This is a genomic window from Catenulispora acidiphila DSM 44928 (assembly GCF_000024025.1).
GTDB classification, from domain to species: Bacteria; Actinomycetota; Actinomycetes; order Streptomycetales; family Catenulisporaceae; genus Catenulispora; species Catenulispora acidiphila.
The window spans coordinates 6,624,638-6,644,614 of sequence record NC_013131.1; the positions used below are offsets into that span (position 1 = coordinate 6,624,638).

5 protein-coding genes are annotated in these 19,977 nt (G+C 70.1%); 1 reads left to right on the forward strand and 4 read right to left on the reverse strand.

All coding sequences use genetic code 11. The features are described 5' to 3' along the window. Window positions 1–2: 2 nt before the first annotated feature. Window positions 3–620 (reverse strand): TetR/AcrR family transcriptional regulator, encoded by a 618-nt coding sequence (locus tag CACI_RS28455; RefSeq protein WP_190276640.1) that lies wholly within the window; start codon window positions 618–620, stop codon window positions 3–5. A 41-nt stretch (window positions 621–661) separates the two neighbouring features. After that, window positions 662–1,633 (reverse strand): phosphotransferase family protein, encoded by a 972-nt coding sequence (locus CACI_RS28460; protein ID WP_041540512.1) that lies wholly within the window; start codon window positions 1,631–1,633, stop codon window positions 662–664. A 112-nt stretch (window positions 1,634–1,745) separates the two neighbouring features. On the opposite strand from CACI_RS28460, the gene CACI_RS28465 reads away from it, so the two are divergent. Next, window positions 1,746–2,624, forward strand: coding sequence for an exodeoxyribonuclease III (locus tag CACI_RS28465; RefSeq protein ID WP_083796152.1), 879 nt, complete (start codon window positions 1,746–1,748; stop codon window positions 2,622–2,624). 35 nt (window positions 2,625–2,659) lie between these two features. Here the strand turns inward: CACI_RS28465 and CACI_RS28470 are convergent, their stop codons facing one another. Next, window positions 2,660–10,600, reverse strand: coding sequence for a SpvB/TcaC N-terminal domain-containing protein (locus CACI_RS28470; protein WP_223297266.1), 7,941 nt, complete (start codon window positions 10,598–10,600; stop codon window positions 2,660–2,662). Further along, window positions 10,593–19,916, reverse strand: a complete 9,324-nt coding sequence (locus CACI_RS28475; protein WP_015794334.1) for a Tc toxin subunit A-related protein — start codon at window positions 19,914–19,916, stop codon at window positions 10,593–10,595. Before CACI_RS28475 ends, CACI_RS28470 begins: the two co-directional genes overlap by 8 nt. Window positions 19,917–19,977 lie beyond the last annotated feature (61 nt).

A 19,977-nucleotide genomic window follows, 5' to 3' on the forward strand; every position in this document is an offset into this window, starting at 1 on the left:
GCTCACTCCTTGTGCGTCGAGGTGGGTCCGTCGGCCAGGATCGCGGCGCCGGCGGCGATGAGCGTCTCGGTGCCGACGCCGGTGCCCGGATGCCGTTCCCGATCGGCGAGCGAGGTGATGACCAGCAGGGCCAGCAGCCGCATGCGTTCGGCGAAGACACCGGGCGGGAGCCGCAGAGGCGCGGTCGCCGTCTGGAGCCCGGATATCAGGGCACGGATGCTGGAGGCCTCCGGGCGCTCCAACGCCACTGCCACCGACGCCGGGTCGTACTCCGGGTAGCGCATCGCCTCGGCGAGGAAACGCAGATACCACGAAGGACGACCGGCCTTCTCGGCGTCGGTCAGCGTCTCGGCGAGCGGTTCGACCAGGGCCCTGACATAGGTCGCGACGCCCGCGTCCGGATGCGCGTCCAGGAACTCCAGGCGGCGCGCGTTGATCGGCGCCATGCGGTGTTCGTAGAGCGCGCCGACCAACGCCGCGCGCGTGCCGAAGTGGTAGGCGACGGCCGAGGTGTTGCGCTGGCCGGACTCGGCGGCGATCTGCCGGAGCGAGACCGCCTCGATGCCGTCCTCGGCGAACCGGCGCTCGGCCGCTTCCAGGATGCTGATACGCGCGCTCACGCGGCGCACGTTAACGCGATCGCGTTAAAAGCGGAAGAGTCTCAGTCCATCAGGGTTCGAAGCCACTCCAGCCCGGCCGCGCTGAACGCCTGCTGGAAGGGCCGCAGCGTCGGCAGTCCGGGCGGGGCGGGCCGGCGGCAGGCGCTGGTGATCATGCCGATGACACCGACGGCGAAAGCGCGCACCGCCTCGGGATCGGCCTCGGCGAGCACCGGGTGTCCGCTGACGATGCCCGCCAGCTCGGGCCCGCCGTACATCCAGACGTTCGGCACGAACAGCGCCAGGTCCAGCCACGCCGCACCGCGCGCGGCCCACGGCCAGTCCACGATGTAGACGCGGTCGGCGGCGATCAGGATGTTGTCGGCGCGCACGTCCAGGTTGACGAGCGTGTCCCCGACGCAGAGCACTGCCATACCCTCCTCGATCGCCGCCAGAGGCTCCAGACGCGCCAGCGCCCAGGGATCCAGCCATGCCAGGTCGTCCTCGCCGGCCGCGTATTCCTTGAGCAGGTCGCGCCAGCCGGTGAACCCGACCAGCCGCTCGGCGACCGGCGGCGCGTCGATCGGCGAGGGGGTCAGCAGCGCGGACATCTCGCCGAGCGCGTCCACGGTCCTGCTCAGCTCCTCCGGATCCCAGTCCGGGCCGGGGTTGTGGCCGTCGATCTCCTCGAAGACCAGGACCACCCAGCCGTCCTCGTCCAGGGCACCCAGGAGCTTGGGGACCGGCGCGTGCTCCGGCATCTGCGCGGAGTAGGCAGCCTCCCGGCGGTGCATGTCGGGCGAATCAGGGTTCGTCGCCGCGCTCACCGCCTTGACGAACGCCCGGCGCCCGGTCGAGGTCCGCAGCCGCACCGCCGGACCCGGCGAGAATCCGCCGGTCTGCGACACCGCTTCGACCACCTCTCCCCCGCCGAGGATGTCCAGCACGCGGGCCCGCAGGTGCTCCGGCACGGCGGTCCACGGCGCGCGAACTCCACTGGCGGCGGGCACGGACCGGTTCGATCGACTCCTCATCCAGGCATGATGCCGGGGATGCCGCGCACCGTCACCTTGATTTCACGGAACGCGCCGGTCATCGCCCCGCAGGTGGCCGTGCGGCCACCCGGCGCCCGTTACTCTGGTGCGCGTGCTGACCGTCTCCACCGTCAATGTCAACGGCATCCGCGCCGCCGCCGCCAAGGGCTTCACCGAGTGGCTGAAGGCCACCCCCGCCGACGTCGTGTGCCTCCAGGAGGTCCGCGCCGAACCGGACCAGTTCCCGGCCGACCTGCGCGCCCCCGAAGGCTGGCACACCCTCGTCGCCCCCGCGGCGGCCAAAGGCCGCGCCGGCGTGGCCCTGTTCAGCCGCGTCGCCCCCACCACCACCCGCATCGGCTTCGGCACCCCCGAATTCGACACCGCCGGCCGCTACGCCGAGATGCACCTCCCCACCCTCACGATCGCCAGCCTCTACCTCCCCACCGGCGAGGTAGGCACCGAACGCCAGGCGGAGAAGGAACGCTTCATGGCAGGCTTCCACGCCCACCTGAGCGCCCTGAGCACCGAAGCAGCCCAAACCGGCCGAGCCATCCTCATCTGCGGCGACTGGAACATCGCCCACGACAAGGCCGACATCAAGAACTGGCGAGCCAACCAAAAAAGCTCCGGCTTCCTCCCCGAAGAACGCCAATGGCTCACCAGCGTCCTGACCGAGGCCGGCTACGCCGACGTGGTCCGCAACCTCCACCCCGGCGTCGACGGCCCGTACTCCTGGTGGAGCTTCCGCGGCAAAGCCTTCGACAACGACACCGGCTGGCGCATCGACTACCAGATGGCCTCCGCGAACCTCGCCGCCCTCGCCACCTCCGCGAAGGTGGAACGCGCAGCGACGTACGCGGAGCGCTGGTCCGACCACGCCCCGGTGACCTGTGCGTACGACTGGGATCTCGCGGCCGTGCCCGCACCGCGCAGCCCGATCAGCATCGTCGGCACCGAGCTGCTGGAAGACTCGGCAGCGGCCTCTTAGTCCGACGGATGCGTCTCGGGCTGGCGTGAAGCGCGCTAATCGCCCAGGTACCTCCATTGCAGTCTCTTGAGAAACGCCTCGCGACGGGCGCCTCCGGCGTTGAAGTCGTTGTTCGGGTCCAGGGCGCCGCCTGGGCCGTGGCATTGGGCGCAGAAGAGGTTGACGTTTTCTCCGTTGCGCTGTCGCTCCATGTTGCGCTCCATCAGGACCGGGTCGTAGGCCATGTAGCCGTGGGGTCTCATCTCGTGGACCATGACCGGGAGGGCGATGACCATTCCGACGCCGGATGCGGCCGCGCCGACCTCCGCCACGCCTGCCGCGCCGAAGGCCGCGCCGCCGATCTCCAGGCCGCCGCCCACGACGCTGGCGCTGCCGCTGGCGAGCTTGCCCGCGGTGACGAGTCCGGGGTCCCTCTTGGTGTCGATGCTGGCGAGCATGAAGACGCCGCCGGCGAAGTTGAGGGCGCCCCCGCCTCCGACCAGCAAGCGCGTCGAGGGGCTCATCCCCGGGGGAGGCAAGAACGCCGGCCCTGGTTCTCCTGTCATGACCCATCGCGCCTGTCTGCCCGCGGCCTCTGCTACCTCCCCGGGGGTGGCGTTCGGGTTCGCGGCGCGTATCTGATCTTCGATTTGCGGGATGAGGAATCGATCGGCGAACTTGTGTTCGTTGCCGTAGGTGCTGCCGCCACTGATCGAATAGCGGGTCTGCCCACCCCTCGGATCGATCAGGAGCGTGGTTGCGGGCCCTACCGAAGTCGCACTCCACCGCCCGGCCGCTCGTCCCGTTGACTGCAGCGGCGACAGATTCAGATTCATCACCGCCGGGTCCAGATTCGCGGCCGCCGAGCTGAGCTCTTTCGTCCAATGCTGCACCTGTGTCCCGGGGGGCATCACGTTGGCGAGTCGATAAGCCTCTCGTGCGTCGGCAGCGGCCGCCGAGAAATTGGTTCCAGGCGGCGCTACGGGAAGGCTGGCGGCCGGGGCGGCGGAGGAGCTCAACAGGTTGCCGGCCAGGGTCAGTCCGGCGGAGTTCAGCGACGAATCGCCCGGTGGCGGCAGGTTGCGTTCACTCTCCGGGAGCGACTTCTGCAGCGCCTCCTCACGGGCCGTGGGCTCCGTCGGGTCGATGCACGACTGCATCGTCGGATCGCAGCTCGTCCCCGTCGAGTCGCTGAACGCCAGCGGGTTGTTCCGGCCGTAGACGTAGAGATTCACTCCGTCAGCCATGCCGGAGGGGTCGGCGCTCGTCCACCGTCCCAGCCAGGGCGGGTAGTACCTCGCCCCGTGGTAGTAGAAGCCGCTCTCCTCGTCGCGTTCCTTCCCCGTGTAGCGGTACCGCTTCGTCGCTTCGGTCTGGCTGCGCACGGCTTGATAGGTCGAGGAGCCGAAGGGCGCGTATTCCTCGTAGGAGATGATCTGCGCTTGCTCGTCCAGCTCGAGGCTGGTCGAGCCGAGGTGGTTGCCGAGCTGATACCGGATGAGGCGCCTGGGCGCCTTGTCGTCCCCGGCGAGGTCGAGCGTGCGCGTCTCGACGAGTGCCAGGCGCCCGGTGTCGTCCATCACGTGCAGCGTCTCGCGCTCGAACGTCGACACCTGTTCGCCGCCGAGGTTCTCGCGCCTGCGGAACAGCTCGAACCCGCCGAGATAGATGCGCTCCTCGACCGGGCCCGACGACTTCTCCCAGACCTTGCGCACGCGCTGGCCGGAGGAGTCGTAGACGTAGAAGGCCTTGCCGCCGCCCCCGAGGTCCGTTTCGTGCAGCTGGTCCCGGTAGTCCCAGCGCATGTTCGGACCCGGTGAGCCGCCGCCGAGGTGCGGCATGCGAAGCATGTTCCCGTGCGCGTCGTAGCCATCGCCGCCGGCGCTGTAGGTCTCCGTCGTCGCCCCGATCGTCGTACCTGTCAGGCGATTGCTCTGCCGAGCGGGTTCCAGCTGACTCGCCTCGTCGTAGACGTAGGTCCTCGTCCAGTTGGACCGAGCCGGATCGCTGCCGCGGTGCTGCATCGAGGAGATGTTGCCGGTGAGGTCGTAGGCGTACCGCTCCAGGTAGCGCCGCATCGCGTTGCCGTCGTTGGGATGCTGCAAGCCGACGCGTGAGGCGTCGTCGAAGGAGTACGGGATCGGCGCGCCGCTCTGCCCGATGTGCTCGCGCCCCGTGGCCTCGATCAGCCGGTAGATGGCGTCGTGGGTGAAGTCGGCGCTCGGCTCGACCCGGGTGTTGCGGAAGTAGATCGTCTGCTGCGCCTCGTCGCGGATCGAGGTGATGTTGCCGACCGCGTCATAGGTGTAGTGGAGATTCTGCACCTCGTGCCCTGGCCTGTCGCGGAACGTGAGCAGCTGCGTGACGCGGAAGGTCAGCGGGTCATAGGTGTACGACGTGCTGGCGCCGTTGCCGTAGACGATCCGCAGGCGCTGGCCCTTGGCGTCGTAATCGATGTTCGTGACCGCCTGCAGATCCGCTGTGGCGGGGTCGAGGAGCCCGCCTGGATCAGTACCCTGATCAAGCCAGGCGTCCACCCGCTCCAAGAGGTTGGCTTCGTTGTAGCGGTGCTGAACGACGCTGATCTCCGTGCCCGGCTGATCGCTGTGCGGCGCGATCGACTGCGTCACACGGTTCAGGGCGTCGTAACGGATGTGACCGGAATACGTTTGCGACTCCAGCTGCGGAGTCCCGGACCAATCCAGCACCGTGCTGTAGTCGACCGCCAAGCGGCGACGGCTCTCCACCAGATTGCCTCGGAAATCGAAGCTGTCGTTCACCACGACGCCCGCCTGGTCGTGGACTTCGGCGATCTTGCCCCGCAGGTTGCCATCCTCCGGGTTCGGTCGTCCCTCGCCATAGACGTTCCGCACGACGACCAGCTCTGGCCCTCCGGCCTCGCTCACCAAGGAATCCGTCGGCCGCCGCAGCGGATCGTAGGCGGTCCGCACGCGGCGGTCGCGGCTGTCCCAGGCGTAGAGCGCATGGCCCGCGACATCGTTCAGCATCCAGCGCTCGCCAGCCTCCATATTGGCTTGGTGGACCGGGTTGCCGAGCATGTCGTAGGTGTAGCGCATGGCGAGGCGACCTTCGCCGTCGACGATCTCGCGCTGGTTGCCTTCGATGTCGAAGAAGACCTGCGTGGTGTGGATCTGCTCGACGGGTGGCTCCGCCGCCGGCGTGTCGCTGTACTTGGCCTTGTTGGACACGACCGTGAGGAAAGTGCGGCCCAACGGATCGGCGTGGGCGACGGTCGGCGTCGCGGCATGGACGCGGGTCTTGTCAGCAGCCTGTGTCTGCTTCGCGCGATCGATCGGGTCCGGATAGCGCGCCTCGAACGCGGCGGCGTTGGCCGCGTCGGTGCGCAGCGCGTACCAGGTCGGCAGGTACTCGCCGGTGGGCAGGCGCGCGAAGAAGTCGGCGACATCAGCATCGGATTTGGGGTCGGCGATCAGAACCGTGTCGTTGACGTCCCACCTCTCCTGCCGCCAGGCGTCGAAGACGACCTTGTCCCAGGTGTGCTCGGGACGCAGGGTCGCGACGACTCGTCCGACCGGGTCGTAGAGCAGAACGGAGCTCACGCCGATCCTGACGTCGAACTCGAAGCGGTGCGTGGCGGTGAAGAAGGGTTCGTACTGACGGACGGGCTTGCCCTTGTTGTTGAAGATCGTCCAACCGCTTCCGACCCACCGAGGACCGGGCGCAGGGCCCGACTCCGCCTGAGCCTTCTTCTGGATCTCCCGGCCGAATCCGTCGGAGTAGGAGAGGCTGACCTGGATCTTCGACTGCTGACCCGCCGACAGGTCGCTCAGGTGGGTCTCGCGGGCGGCGGTGGCCGCGACGGCCGGAGGCTTCTTGGCCGCATCGGGTTCCCGCCAGTATGCGGTCAGGTCATACATCATCCGGGTCGTCGCGCCGGCGAGCAGCTGCGCCGTCGTCGGTCCCTTCGGATCGGCCAGGAACCGGTCGATCTCGGCTTGGGTCAGGTCCGCGGCGAACCCGTCCAGAGAATCGCCCTCCACCGCGGCCGGCTCCGGCTTGCCCATGACCGCGGTGCCGACCACCATGCCGAGGGCGTCGAAGGCGACCGCCGACCGGTTGCGGTTGGCGTCCATCACCAGCTCGGGCTGCAGGACGCGATAGTCCTGCGCGCGCCGCACGAGCCGCTGATCCGGCGTGGCGTCCCGCTCGCCGGCGGTGACCCGGTTGTCCAGCGCGTCGCGGGTCTCCTCGACCAGGAGGTCGTACGCGTCGTAGGTCACGAAGCTCTCGGTGGCGACCGCGTCGGTGTGGAACGGATCGCGGTAGCGGCGGGGCTGGAAGAAGTGCTGCCGGGCGATCGCAAGCTCCTGCCCAGGCGTGTCGGTCGGATCGACGGCATAGAAGACCTGCCCGGACGGAATCCACCAGTTGGCGTCGCCCTCGGTGTGCGCGTAGCGGCCTTCGTTCGCCAGCATCGTGTCGGAGACGCGACCGGCGTAGGCCTCGGCGACCAACCCCGGTGTGAAGGCCTGCTTGTAGCTTTCGAAGGGCAGCGCCAGCGGCTCCATCACCCCTAGCGGCAGCGGCCCACTGAGGTCGTCGCGCCGGAGGTAGGTGCGCACGTGCTCGATCAGGCGCTTCTCCAGACGGCCCGGAGTGGCCACCTGTTCATAGTCGAGCCTGACCGCCTTCGACACCGCTTCCAGGACCTCGTCGAAGGCGAAGCGGCTGCGCCCGGGCGGCAATCGCAAGCCGGTCAGCTCCTGGGTGCGCGATTCGCAGGGAGCTGGTGTGCGGTGGTCGTCAGCGGTGTCGACGGTGTTGGTGAAGCGGTTCTCAGTGCAGGTGATGAACATCCGGGCTTGCACCGCGCGCTGCTCGGCGGACAGATCCGGATCCGCCTGCCGTCGCGCGTAGCCGATCGCAGCATCCTGAAGAACGTTGCCGAAGGCGTCCACCTCGAGCGTCAGGGCGTGCGCGACGCGGGGATCTGCGGGCTCGCGCTCGTAGTTGTAGGTGATCGACTCCCGCGCGTGCGTGAAGAACACCGCGTGACGGTTGGCGCCGCGCCGTTGCACCGTTCGGATCGTGAAGTTCTGCTCGGCCACGGTGTAGGGGTGTTCGGCTTTGTCCGTGCCGTCCTGAGCGTAGATCTCGTGCCGAAGCATCGAGCCCTTCAAAGCGCGGCAGGCTTCGCGTTCTTCTTCCGCGGTCAAGCCAGGCGGAACCGTCGTGTCCGGTGGCAGCGTGCCGAGGAACCTCTCGAACTCAGCGGCATAGTTCGGGTCGGTCTTCTTCGGCGCACCGTAGTACTCGGCCGCGAAGTGCACGCTGACGCGCTCGGTCCGGTCCCGGATTCCGGTGTGGAACCACGTCTTCGTGAGCACTGGCGGGACCTGCGAGGAGGCGTCGACATTGCTCGCCGCCGCGGCCTGGTCCGGCGCGAGCGCGCTGATCTGCTCGGTATCCCAGCGCTCGACCATCCCGAAGCCGCGGAACTCGCGCTCGACGCCGTCGAAGTAGCCGTCGTGATAGGCGAAGCGGGAGACGAAGCGGTTGCCGCCGATCCGGTCGTGCGTGACCGTCCGCTCGACGACGTGCACGGGGAACGGCAACCGGGTCGCCCACGGACGACCGTCGCGCTCGTCCGTCAGGTAGAACGATGCCGCCGGCGAGTACTGGACCTCCGTCTCAGAACCCAGATTGTTGACACACTTCACCAGCAGATGCGGCTTGGTCCCGCCCAGGAGGTCGATGTACCGCAGCGGGCGGCGCGCGTCGGCCGACAGCGGGGACGACCAGACCAGACAAGCGGTGCCGTTCCCGCGAAGGTCGGCCACCGTGATCGAGGCGACGTCGTCGACGCTCGGGAACTGGTCGAGCTGCCGCGACTGGCTCAGCCGGTTCCCGGACTGGTTGAAATAGATGCGTACGCCGTCGCGATGCAGGTAGATGACGTCGTTCGTGCCGGAGCCGTCGATGTCGGCCAGGCGGACGCGGCGTTGGTCGAACTGGTCGGCGTCGTCGAACCAGGGCACGTCGGCCAGCGTGACCTTCGCGCCGAACCGGCCGTAGCCGAGGTTCGGCCAGTAGCAGACCTCGCCGTTGCGGACGCGCACGAAGTCGGCGAGCCCGTCGCCGCTCATGTCGGCGAGGTGGACGGACTGGGTGCTGTCGGCCAGCACGAGGCGGGGACCGCGCTCCTCGTCGAGCCACTGGTGCACGTGCCGAGCCGGGCCGAAACCCTTCTCCCCCAACGACGGATGCCAGGTGAAGACGTCCTGTTCGGTGATCAGGACGTCGGCACGGCCGTCGCCGTCCAGGTCGACGAACCGCAGGTTGGGGTCGCGGGTGTCGCGGTTGAGACGCGAGGCGAAGGGACGGAACGTCCGCCAGCCGTCGGCGTCGTCGTGCTCGTACAAGCCGGGCTCGGGACCGTCGAGCACCACGACGTCGGGCCGTCCGTCGCCGGCCAGATCCATGAACTGCGCCTGCCCGGCGGCGGCGCTGACGTTCGGCTTGCTGCCGATGCGGCGCAGCGGCGCGAACTCCACCCGCCGAGCACTGAGGGGACTGATGTTGCGCTTGTAGAACCAGGCGCCGGCCTGCTCGGCGAGGATCCCGCTGACGCCCTCGCCATGCAGGTCCACCCATTGGTACGCCGAACCGTCGAGGCCGATCGGCAGATTCTCCACACTCGCGGCGTCGGCCGCCTGGATCCGGTCCTGGACGACGGCCTTGCTGTACTCGAACTCCAGCGGAGGAAGCGACTTCTTGAGGTAGGTGGCCGGCCGGGTGGGGTCCGGCACATAGCCGGACTGGCTGACGGCGCGAACGAACGAGGCGAAGCGGGTGCTGCCCTGATGAAGGAGTTCCTCCTCGATCGTGGGCGAGCGGCTGTAGTCGAGATCGGCGTACTCGAACTCGGTGGACCGCACCAGCCCCTGGTACCCCTGCTCGCCGGTCGGGAGGTCGTCGATGTGGTGGAACATCAGAACCCTGCGGCACCGCCGGTACGTCCGCACTTCGAACCCCGCGCGGTAGGAGGAGAAGGGGTCCGGACGCACGCCCCACGAGCCACCGGCCAGCCAGGAGGCACGGACATACCGGTGCTGCTCCGCTTCCGGACGGGACGGGTCCAGACCAAGGTCCTCCAGGTGGTCCTCGTCGTAGTCGAAGACCACCTCGAACATCCACGTCGCGGCGCTCAGGTCCGGCTGAACGAGCCGCGAGACACGATTGCCGTACTTGATGCGCTTCAGGTAGCGATTGGCGGTGCGCACCCGATGAAACTCGTCGGCCTGGCGCAGATCGAGCCCGTCGGCGTTCTCCGCGGCGTACTCGTAGACGGTGGCGTTGCCCTTGTCGTCATAGCTCTCGCAGACCAGCCAGCTGAAGACGCGGCTCGGATGCGGTGACGAGGTGTCTTCGGGGTCGAAGACGCGGGAGTTGTCGTCCTTCCCGTACACGGTCGTGACGTTGTCGCGCGTGATCGACCGCCAGTGGATCTCCCCGGTGGCGATGCTCGTCCACCGCTCGATGCGGGCGAACATCCCCTCGACGCGAGGACAGTAGCCGTGGACGACGAACCCGGCAGCGGTCTCATGACGGGCTCGACTGCCGTCCGCCTCGATCACCGGTACGAGGTCTTCGGCGCCGGCGAGCATGTAGACATCGGACTCTTGGGCGTCGTGGTACTGGGGCAGGCCCTTGTCGGTCTTCCGAGTGATCGCCGGGAGCGACAGCCTCCACCCGAAGCCGAAGGGACCGTTGCCGTTGCCCGAGTCGTAGGAGAGCGAGAGCTGAGGGCCGAACCCGGAGCGCCCAGGACTGGTGGCGATCGGCACGGACATCGAACTCGTCCCGCTGAAGGAGTCGGTGCCGAACTTCTCACCGATGCCGCGGATCGCTCCGCCACCCTTCGGCAGCGTGACGGAGGGCCCGGAGAGCGCGGAGGATCGTTGCCCGCCGTCGTCCTGCTGGTCGGGGCGGGAGGCGTCCTTGTCCTCATTCACCTCCGCACCCGCAATCACACCGCTGCCTGGCGGGCTCCCCGCACCGCGGACGGCATTGCGCCGAGTACCCGGCCAGCAGGTAAGCGGCGCAGATCTCGCCGACGTCCTCCGGGAACTCCAGGGTGAACAGCGCCTCGGGACGGTCTGCCGGCACCGGGTGCACCGGCGTCTCGCGCAGGTCCACCACGCCGCAGAAGAGCCCTGGCCAGGCTCGGGTCGCGACGCAGATCACGTCCTGCACGGCGTCGCGGTCGTCCCGCTCGTTCTCGGCCGGACGGAAGCGCACCAGGTGGTGCCGTCCCGGTTCGGCGTCCGGCGCGGCGAAGAACACGAACAGCTGGTTCAGGTGGCGGACCCGGCGGCCCTGGACGAAGGGGAAGTGCGAGGCGGTGAGAGCTGGTCGCAGGATCCTGCGACGGTCGCCGTCACGGTCGTCGCGGTCCTCACGCCATCGGGGACGCAGCCCCGCCCACGCGTCCGGGAAGTCGTGCCGGACGTCGAACAGCTGCACGCCGTCGCCGGGCAGCCGGTTCCGGCACGCGGCCGCGGCGGCCTTGCGGAGCGCGTCGCCGCCTTCCCGCGCGGTGTAGTTCAGGTGCAGCACCAGATCGGTGATCGAGTCGACGTCGAACTGGTTGTTCTCCCGGGGCAGCTCGATGCGCCACCGGCTGACCGCCCCGGCGAACTCGAAGGGCAGGTAGCGCTCGTCGCGGAAGTTCAGCTCGAACATCCCGCTGTCGTTCTGCCCGGTCGAGGTGGCGATGGCCTCCGTGGCCGCGAACGAGCGGACGATGCGCGGGTCGCCCGGGATCGGACGGTAGCCCTCGGCGTCGCCGTCCGGCTCCTCCCCGCAGCCGCAGGACGGCCCGGGGTGCGTGCAGCAGCGCTGAACCGGACCGTGCAGCCGGGGATCGATCCGGGTCTGGTGGCCCACCAGCGTCAGCCGGCAGTGGACGCCGGTGTCCCCCACGATGCAGGGGATGGTCACCAACATGCTCTTCATCCGGCGCAGATACTGGCCCGGATAGTCGAGGTCGAACATCCCCTCCGGGATCTCGATCTCGCACTCCCCGTCGGTCTTGAGCTTGAGCAACGCCAGCGGGAAGTCGCGCCGCAACGAGACGTGCTTGGTCAGCTCGTACTCGCGCCGGTTGCGGTCCAGGTACGTCTTCTCCATGCGGCGCAGCGCGACTTCCAGACGCTCCCCGGCCAGCAGGCCCTCATGCAGGTCGTCCCACGGCTCGCACGGGACGAAGCGCTCGGCGGTGTGGCCGCGCTCCAGGTTGAACGCCCGCTCGGCCTGCCGCGCGAGGTCCATGGCGAGCTCGTAGGCCTGGCGGTAGAGCGTGGCCGTCTCGCGCTGGAAGAACAGGTACAGCGCGTGGTTGGTGAACTTGTCGCGCAGGAAGTCCTCCAGCTCCTTGCCCTGCTCGATCATGCGCTGCTGGTCGTTCAGCTCCCGCAGCGCCGCGTCGGAGCGGCGCTCGGCGCCGAGGATCTCGCGGATCAGGCGCTCGATCTCGATGGTGTAGATGTCGATCTCGTGCTGCCACTCGGCCAGCCGGCGCTCCCAGCCGCCCTCGGTCTCGGCCAGACCCGCGCCGCCGAGGACGTCCTGGGCCAGGAAGCCCAGAGCCTTGCCCGCGGAGTCGAAGAAGTCGGTGAAGCTGGATCCGGTCATCGGGATCTTGGTGAAGTCCTCGGTCCCGACATACGCGTCCGGGATCACCCCGCCGAGCTGTGCGATCATCTCGAACACCTGAGCCGCGACCTCGAGTCCGACGCCGACGCCGGTCAGGTCCACGTACAGGTTCTCGCCGGCGTTCAGCCCGCCGTTGACCAGACCCGTGTAGTACGAGAGCTGATTGTGCGCGCTGAGCTTGGCCTGCTTGAGCGCCTGGACCTGCCAGTCGGCGTCGCGCCACTGGTCCTTGCGCACGGCCAGGGTCAGGGTCTGCATCTGCCGCTCGTGCCCGGCCCGCAGCGCGGCCAGGTACTCCGCGTCGCCCTTCTCGTAGGCGGAAAGCAGTGCGTCGCCGAAGGCCCGGACCTCGCCGGCCACGTCCAGCGCCTTCTGCACCAGATACTGGAAGCGGTAGGGACTCGGCGGGGAGCACGCGGTGTCGCAGCAGTCTGTCTCAGTACTCTGCCAGCCGTCACGGGTCGGGTCCTCGCCCCAGAAGGAGCGGGCGTCTCGGTCCTCGGCGGAGCGACGGCGACGATGGTTGTCGCGTTCGTGGATCACGGTCAGGCGGTCGCGGACGCGTTCGTAGAGCGAGACCAGGCGCGGGTTGAGGCGCGGACTGAGCGGGGTGAAGGTACCGACCGTCTGGACCGAACCGGTGGCTGCTCCCTTGACGACTGTCTTGGGCGCGGCGCCGAGAATCCGGTTGGCGGCGTCCAAGACGGTGCGGGCCATCGCGGAGGACTCCGGAGAGCCGGTGGACTCCACGGATGCGCAGTCACGGTGCGCGCCGAGAAGCCGGTCGGCCCAGGAGAGCAGGGTTTCGAGCTGGGCGAGGATGCTCGCGCGCTGCCGGGCCGCGGCGGGCGTCTGCGAGCTCTGATCCCACTGGTTGTCCTGCGCGAACGGGTCGTAGTACAGCCGGTACCAGTCCAGCGCGGCCTCGTAGCGGCAGTGCGCGCGCAGCGCGTCGGCCACGGCGGCGGCCGGTGCGAACGCCGACAGCGGCACCAGTGGCGCACCGGGGCTGAAGTACGCGAAGAACGGGTACGCCGCGAGCCCGCCGAAGTCTGCGGACCCCGGCATCACCGGCGGCAGCAGCACCGGATCCGGCGCCGAGGCCACCAGCGGGAGCAGGACGGCGTCGTCGTCGGCCAGGTCGTAGCGCCAGCCGGTCTCGGCGGTCCAGCCGGTGTAAGCAGGCTGCCACGCGAAGCCCGAGCCGCCTTCGAAGACCGGGATCGCGCCGGATCCGCCGGAGCCGTCGTCGACCCGGAACACCAGCGAGTCGGCGCGCCGTCCGCGCAGCTGCAAGGTCGGCGGGCCGCCGGGATCGCCGAGCAGCGAGGAATCCAGCGCCACGCCCTCGGTGGAGCGGCGCAGCTCGCCGAATTCGCCGTTGTGCACACGGCTCCAATGCAGATGCACCATCGGATGCGAATCCCAGGCCAGCAGCTTCGGGAACTGCGCCGGGTTCTCCCAGTCGGAGTCGTCGTCGGTGGCGCCGTAGCGGTCGGCATCCTGCGGGTCGGGCAGGTCGTAGTAGTCCGACTCGGCGAGCCAGAAGTAGTACTCGTCGACGCATGGCGGGTGGACCGCTGCGCACTGCGTGCAACAGGGTCCTGTTTCATCCGGCGCCGCCAGTACTGACGTACCCGCCGGCTCGCCGGCCGCCGCGACCCGCAGGAACCGCACGCCGAGCCGGACCGCGGCCTCGATCCAGTACGGCAGCGGGTTCGCGGCATGCGGAGGCGGAACGACCACGGAGGCGGGACCGTCGGCGGGCGCCTCGACGGCTGAATTCGGGGCTGCGTCAGGATGCTGATTACCCTCACTCGGCGGCTGCCCGGACGGGTCGCCCTGGTGCGGCGTCGGCGGCTGCTTGGTGGTCAGCAGCGCCAGCCACGCCGGCCGCGCGCTCCGGTCCGGGCGTCCGAGCAGGCCGAACGCCTCAGCTGGGACGGCGGCGGCCGGCGCTGTGGTCGGATCGGCCGTGACCGGCAGGTGCAGCGTCGAAGGCTGACGCGCCTGCAGTACCGGCAGCGCGGGGTGTGCGGGCGGCTGGGGCGCGGTCCAGTACTGGATCCCGGCCGGGACCGGGATGGTCAGCGCGTGGTCGCGCAGCTCGTGCTCCAGGAAGCGGAAGCCCTCGTCCCGCCGCGCGGCCTCGAGCTCGGACCACTGGATCGCGTTCTCCGGATACAGCTCGCGACGCCGGCAGGCCTGCCAGCACCGGAAGGAGGCGAAGCGGCCGTCCCACAGTTCCAGGAACGCCGCGGGCAGCGTCACACCGGGCTCCAGGTGCAGCCGCGCGCGCCGGACGAACGCCTGGACCGCCGTGATCGCGTCCTCGATCCGGCTGGCCCGCTCCCCGATCCCGGCCTCAACGTCGAGCAGCAGCAGGTCCGACAGATCCTGCGGCCGGGCTGCGAACGCCGGGACCGGCCAGGGCAGCTGCACGCGGTCCATGCCGCACAGGTACGCCAGCAGCGCGTGCCGGGCGCGTTCCCGCAGCCCGTCGTCCAGGGCGCGCAGGTCGCGGTAGCGGTGCGGATCTCCGGATTCGATCATGCCGTCCTGGACGAATCCGGTGAGCAAGTCGTTGCCGGACGGAGCCCCGGTGGAGGGATCGGCGGCGGCCCACAGCGCGGGCTGCGCGGCGCCGATCGGCTCACCGGCGCGGCGGCGCTCCACGGCGCGCGTCCACTGCTCGGCGTGGAAGCAGCGCACCGGCCAGCGCTCGTCGAGCAGGTTCGCGGCGGTCAGCTCCGGCTCGCCGAGCAGGGCTTGCAGACCGTCGTAGGTCTGCACCAGATCGTTGTGGTCGAGTTCGACGCGCAGGTGCGGGGCGAGCTGCAGGACGTCGCCGGGCGCGGCTTCGCCGGCGTCCTGGAACAGCCGCCACAAGCCGCCGCGCTGCCGGCGGCCGCGGTGCGCGTTCTCAGCGCGCAAGCCGGTGTAGTCGACCAGACGCTCCCACCAGTCGAACAGCGCGGCCTGCCGTCCGAGCGAGGGCGCGACCCGTTGGTCCTGGCTCGCCGTCGGCGGCAGGTAGGGGTCGGTGACCGGCAGGAAGTCGAGGTCGAACCAGGCGGGGTGCCCGGCGAAGCCGCCGCTTTCGCGGCGGAACGCGGCTCCGGCGAAGCGGTCGGGGTGCTCGATCAGGTATCCGAGCTCTGATTGCCCGTCCTCGTGGCGGCGTGCCGACAGCTCGAAACGGCCGGTGAGGCACAGTGCGAGGAACGCTCGCTGGTAGGTGCGCCGGATGTCGCGCAAGGTGGACGGGTAGCGGCCGTCGATCGCGGCTTGGGCGGCCGGGGAGTCGAAGTCCAGGTCGGCGCCGAGCGGTCCGGTCTTGGAGGCGATGAACAGCCGGCTGCGCGGGACCGTCACCAGCTCCTCGCCGGTGTCCGGGCCGGCGTACTTGAGCTGGAAGCCGGTGTGCTGGCGCCGGATGTCGTCGCTCTGCCGGAAGGCCGGTGTGGGCCGCTGGAACTCCACGACGATCGTGTAGGCGCCGCGCCGCAGGTCGAGTTCGGTCTCGTGCGCGGTGTTCGGCTGGCCGGACCAGCCGTGGCTGAGCAGGACCCAGGTGCGCGGGCCGCGCTCCAGCCGGATCCGCCAGGCGCAGCGCTCGGCGCGTTCGAAGTCGGGGCGCTCGCCGTCGGGCGTGGGTGCTCCCGCGGCGAACCGGTGGCGGCCGCTGTGCTCGATGAGCAGAACGCCGCTCCAGGAGACGTCGTGCCCTTGCGCCCCGCCCAGGAGTTCGTCGCGCTCGTCGGAGAAGGCCAGGCCGTTCTTGACGGTGACGTCGGTTCCGGCCGGGGCGCTCGCGTCCAGCGCCGGGAGCAGGGTCGGCAACGGGGCGTTCCAGCGGTCGCGGACGCGGCCGAACCCGTCGAGCCCGCCGGAGGTCTCGCGCCACAGCGCGGCGCCGTCAGGGCTCGAATACTCGGTGGTCAGGCCGGTGCCGCACAGGCCCAACAGCGCCGCGAACGCACCGCCGGTGGCCTGAGGCCAGGTGAGCGGCGGCGGCGAGCCGTCCGGCCGCTCCCACGGCGCGGTCGCGGCGTTCTCGTCGGCGTGCAGCGATTTCAGGACCAGCCAGGCGCGCTCGAAGGCTTCGTGCTCCCGGTGTTCGCTGTTCCGGTCGCTGGCCTCGCTGTCCCGGTCGCTGGCCTCGCTGTCCCGGTCGCGATGCGGGTGCGGGTCGGCGTGCCGGGCGAGATGCTCGGCGATGATGCGGCATCGCTTGCGCGCCACCACGAAAGCGTGCTGGAAGTAGTGCCAGCGCGCGCGCTCGTCGCCGTGCTGGATCAGATGCCGGTCGGCGTCGGCGAGATCCGGGAACAGGAAGCCGAGCGCCGCCAGGTCCGCGCGCGGCTGCCAGTACAGCTCCTGGACCGCCAGCAGCTCGCTGCTCCCGGCGGCGCCGCCCTTGAGCTGGCGCACCCTGGCCAGCGAGGCCAGCACGTCCTCATCGGACAGCGGCAGTTCGGTCCACAGGTTCTCGGTGGCCGTGTCGTAGCCGAACGCCCCGTCGGGGTCGCCGTTCCACATGCCGGGGGTCGTGCTGCCCGCACTCAGAGGGCTGCGATACCGGCGTTCGGCCGGGGTCACCGGCTGGCCCTCGCGTTCCAGGACGTGCGGGAAGGCGTGCTGAGCCAGCGACGTCAGCGGGTCGGCGGAGCCGGACGGGGCGTATCCGAACTCTTCGATCAGCGCGTTCTGGATCCGCGGCCAGCTCCAGTGATCCAGGTCCTCGGCATCGGCCTCGGCTTCCAGCAGGCGCGCGCGCAGCGCCCACAGCGAGTGGCCGCGACCGTCGTCGGGCAGCTCCAGCGGGTCGTCCTCGGCGTCGCCGTCGGACTGCGGCAGGAAGGGGTCGTCGCCGGAGACATGGGTTCCGGAGCACAGCAGCTCGATCTCGCCGACGGTGAACGAGGAGGCGTCCACCTTGGCCAGGACCTCGACGAAGCGCAGGGTGCGGGTCGGCGAGGCGTGCCAGGTGTCGGTGGCGACGGCCGGGTCGAAGCCGGCCAGGACGGACAGAGCGTCCAGGACCGCCGGCTCCAGCTTGACGTCCTCTGCCTCGCGGCGCGGACGGTGGTGGGCTTCGGCGGCGTACTGCTCCAGCCGCTTCAGCAGTTCGCCGACGGCCCAGTCCCAGTCCTCCGGCGCGGCCGAGGGATCCCACAACGCCAGCAGGCGCAACCGGATCGCGCCGGTCAGGAGCTGCTCGGAGTCCGTGTTCCGGACCGCGACCTCGCCGAGCGGCAGGCACAGCAGGTCGCGCAGCATCTGGAAGGCGGCCAGCTGCGCGATGAAGTCCGGGTTGAGGTTTCCGGCGGCGTCGAACATGCCGAGGACGGTGCAGATGTCGGCCAGTTCGGCGAAGGTGTAGCCGCCGCAACGGTGCTTCTTGAGCTTGCGCCACAGACGGATGAACAGCGCCAGTTCGGCCAGTGCGGCCGTAACATCAGTATCCTGATTGAACCGCAGCCCGATCCTGTCGGGATCGCACGGCGGGCAGTCGTCGAAGCCGACGCCGCCACCCTCGCGGTCGCGGTCGACGCGCGAGAAGGGGACGAAGTCCGAGCGCCACAGGTCGAGGAACTCGCAGTAGTCCAGGCCGGTGCGTTCGAGGAATTCGCTGAGCACGACGGCGGTCTGGACCCATTCGCCGTCCTGGCTCGACGACTCCGCGAAGCCGTACAGGATGGACGCCGCGATCGGCGCGGTGAACAGCTGGTCGGCCTCGACCGGATCGATGTCCAGGTACTCCACGGCGATGTCGCGCCGCACCGGGAAGCGCCACAGTGCGCTGTCGAAGCCCGCCGGATCGGTGGTGTCCAGGACGAACTCGGTGATCTGCGCGCGGAAACGGCGCAGCAGCTCGAAACGGTTCGTGCCGAGCTCGCGCAGATGCGAGCGGGAGACGTCGAGCGGCTGGCTGTACGGCAGGCTGGGACTGGAGAAGTCGGTGGCCAGCGCCGCGTAGCCGCTCGGCTCGGCGACCGGACTGGCCGGCGAGGAGTACTGCGGCAGTGCGCGGAACAGGGCAGCGGCTTCGTGCCGGAACGGCGGTCCGGGCTCGGCGGCGGCTCCGGGAGGCGCCAGGCGATGATCGCGCACGGAGGTCTCGGCGGTGTCGTGGACCACGCCGCCGATCCCGGTCGCGGTCCCGCCGCCGGCCACCACCCCGGCGGCCAGGTACTCCAGGCTCTCATCGACCAGATCGACGAGCGGTATCGGCGTGCTGAGATTCGCGGCGTCGGCCTGCAAAGCGGCCAGGTCGCCCCGGCGCGGCTTCAGCAGCGTGCCGAAATCGGCGCCGGAGGGCGACACCGGCTGCGCACAGGTGGAGTCCGGGCCGGTCTTCAGCAGTTCGCTGAGATAGGCGAGCGGACCGAGCGGGGACAGCTCTTCCGGCGGAATGCAGTCGATGAGGCCGCCGTCGGCGTTGACCGGGACGAACGGGCCCGAGGTCCCGGTCGGCGGGGTCAAGGAGCCGCCGGCCGCCGCCCAGATCGCGGCGGCCCACTGATGGGCCACCGAGCCGGCGACCGAGGTCGCGAAGTCGGCCTCGTCCAGCGCGGTGATGGCGTCCTTGCCGGTGAAACCGCGGGTGTACAAGGCCTCGATGATCGAGAACTGGAGGCTGCCGGCGTTGGCGTTCGCCGCCGGGATCAGGCCCGCGGTCACCGTGGTGAGCTCGCCGATGCTCTTCACGGCCGCAGCCAGCCAGGCTGCGGCGGCGGGATCGCTGGGGAACACCGCGGTGATCGCTGCTTGCGCCGGCGCGTCGCCGGGAGCGCTGGTCCCGAAGGTGAAGGCCGTCCCGGTGGCGTTGTAGTACTCGACCAGGAACGCCTGCAGCGGGTCGAAGCCGTAGCGGTCGAGCTGCGGAGCGCTGCCCGGAGCGAGGATCACGTCGGCCGGCGTGGCGGTGCCGATGTCGTAGAAGTGCTGCAGGGAACGCAGGAACGCGCGGATGCGGTCCGGCACCGAGACCGTCGCGCCGGGCGGGTTGGTGAAGGCGGGCAGGAACTGCGGGTTCGCGGTGAGGAACGCGGTCCACTCGTCGGCGGTGACCGCGGCGAGCCCGTCGGCGTCGGTGACGCCGAGCCCGCCGCTGCCCGGCGGCGTGCCGAGCGGCTGGCGGACCGCCGTGACCAGGTCGCTGAGCACGGTGGCCGGAGAGACGTCGTCGAATCCGGTCAGCGCGCACAGGATGAGCCGCAGCTGGCCGCGCCGGTTGGCGGCCTGCGCGGCCGCGGTGCCGGTGGTGAGCAGGCCGCTCCACAAGGCGGCGTCGGGGTTGGTGCTCGCCAGCCAGGCGGAGACCAGCTTCGTCGGGTCGCCGGTCGGGCCGATGCGGCACGGCGGGTCGGTGCCCTTGGTGCCGGCCAGCGCGATGATGCGGCGCGCGGCCTGCAGCGGCGTGATGAGGCCGGTGACGTCGATCGTGCCGTCGTCGATCGCCTGCTGGAAGGCGGCGACGAGCGCCGCTTCGGCCCGGCCGCCGGCGATCGTCAGCCGGGTGGCGGCGTCGATCGTGGTCGGCATCGTGCTGCCGAGCGCGTAGAAGTACTCTGCGGGAACCTCGAAGCTCGGCGTCAGCCCTGACATGGCTGCCCCTCATGGTTGCTCAGCCGGGCCGCCTCGGCCGGCCGCGAGCCGGCCCGGGCGC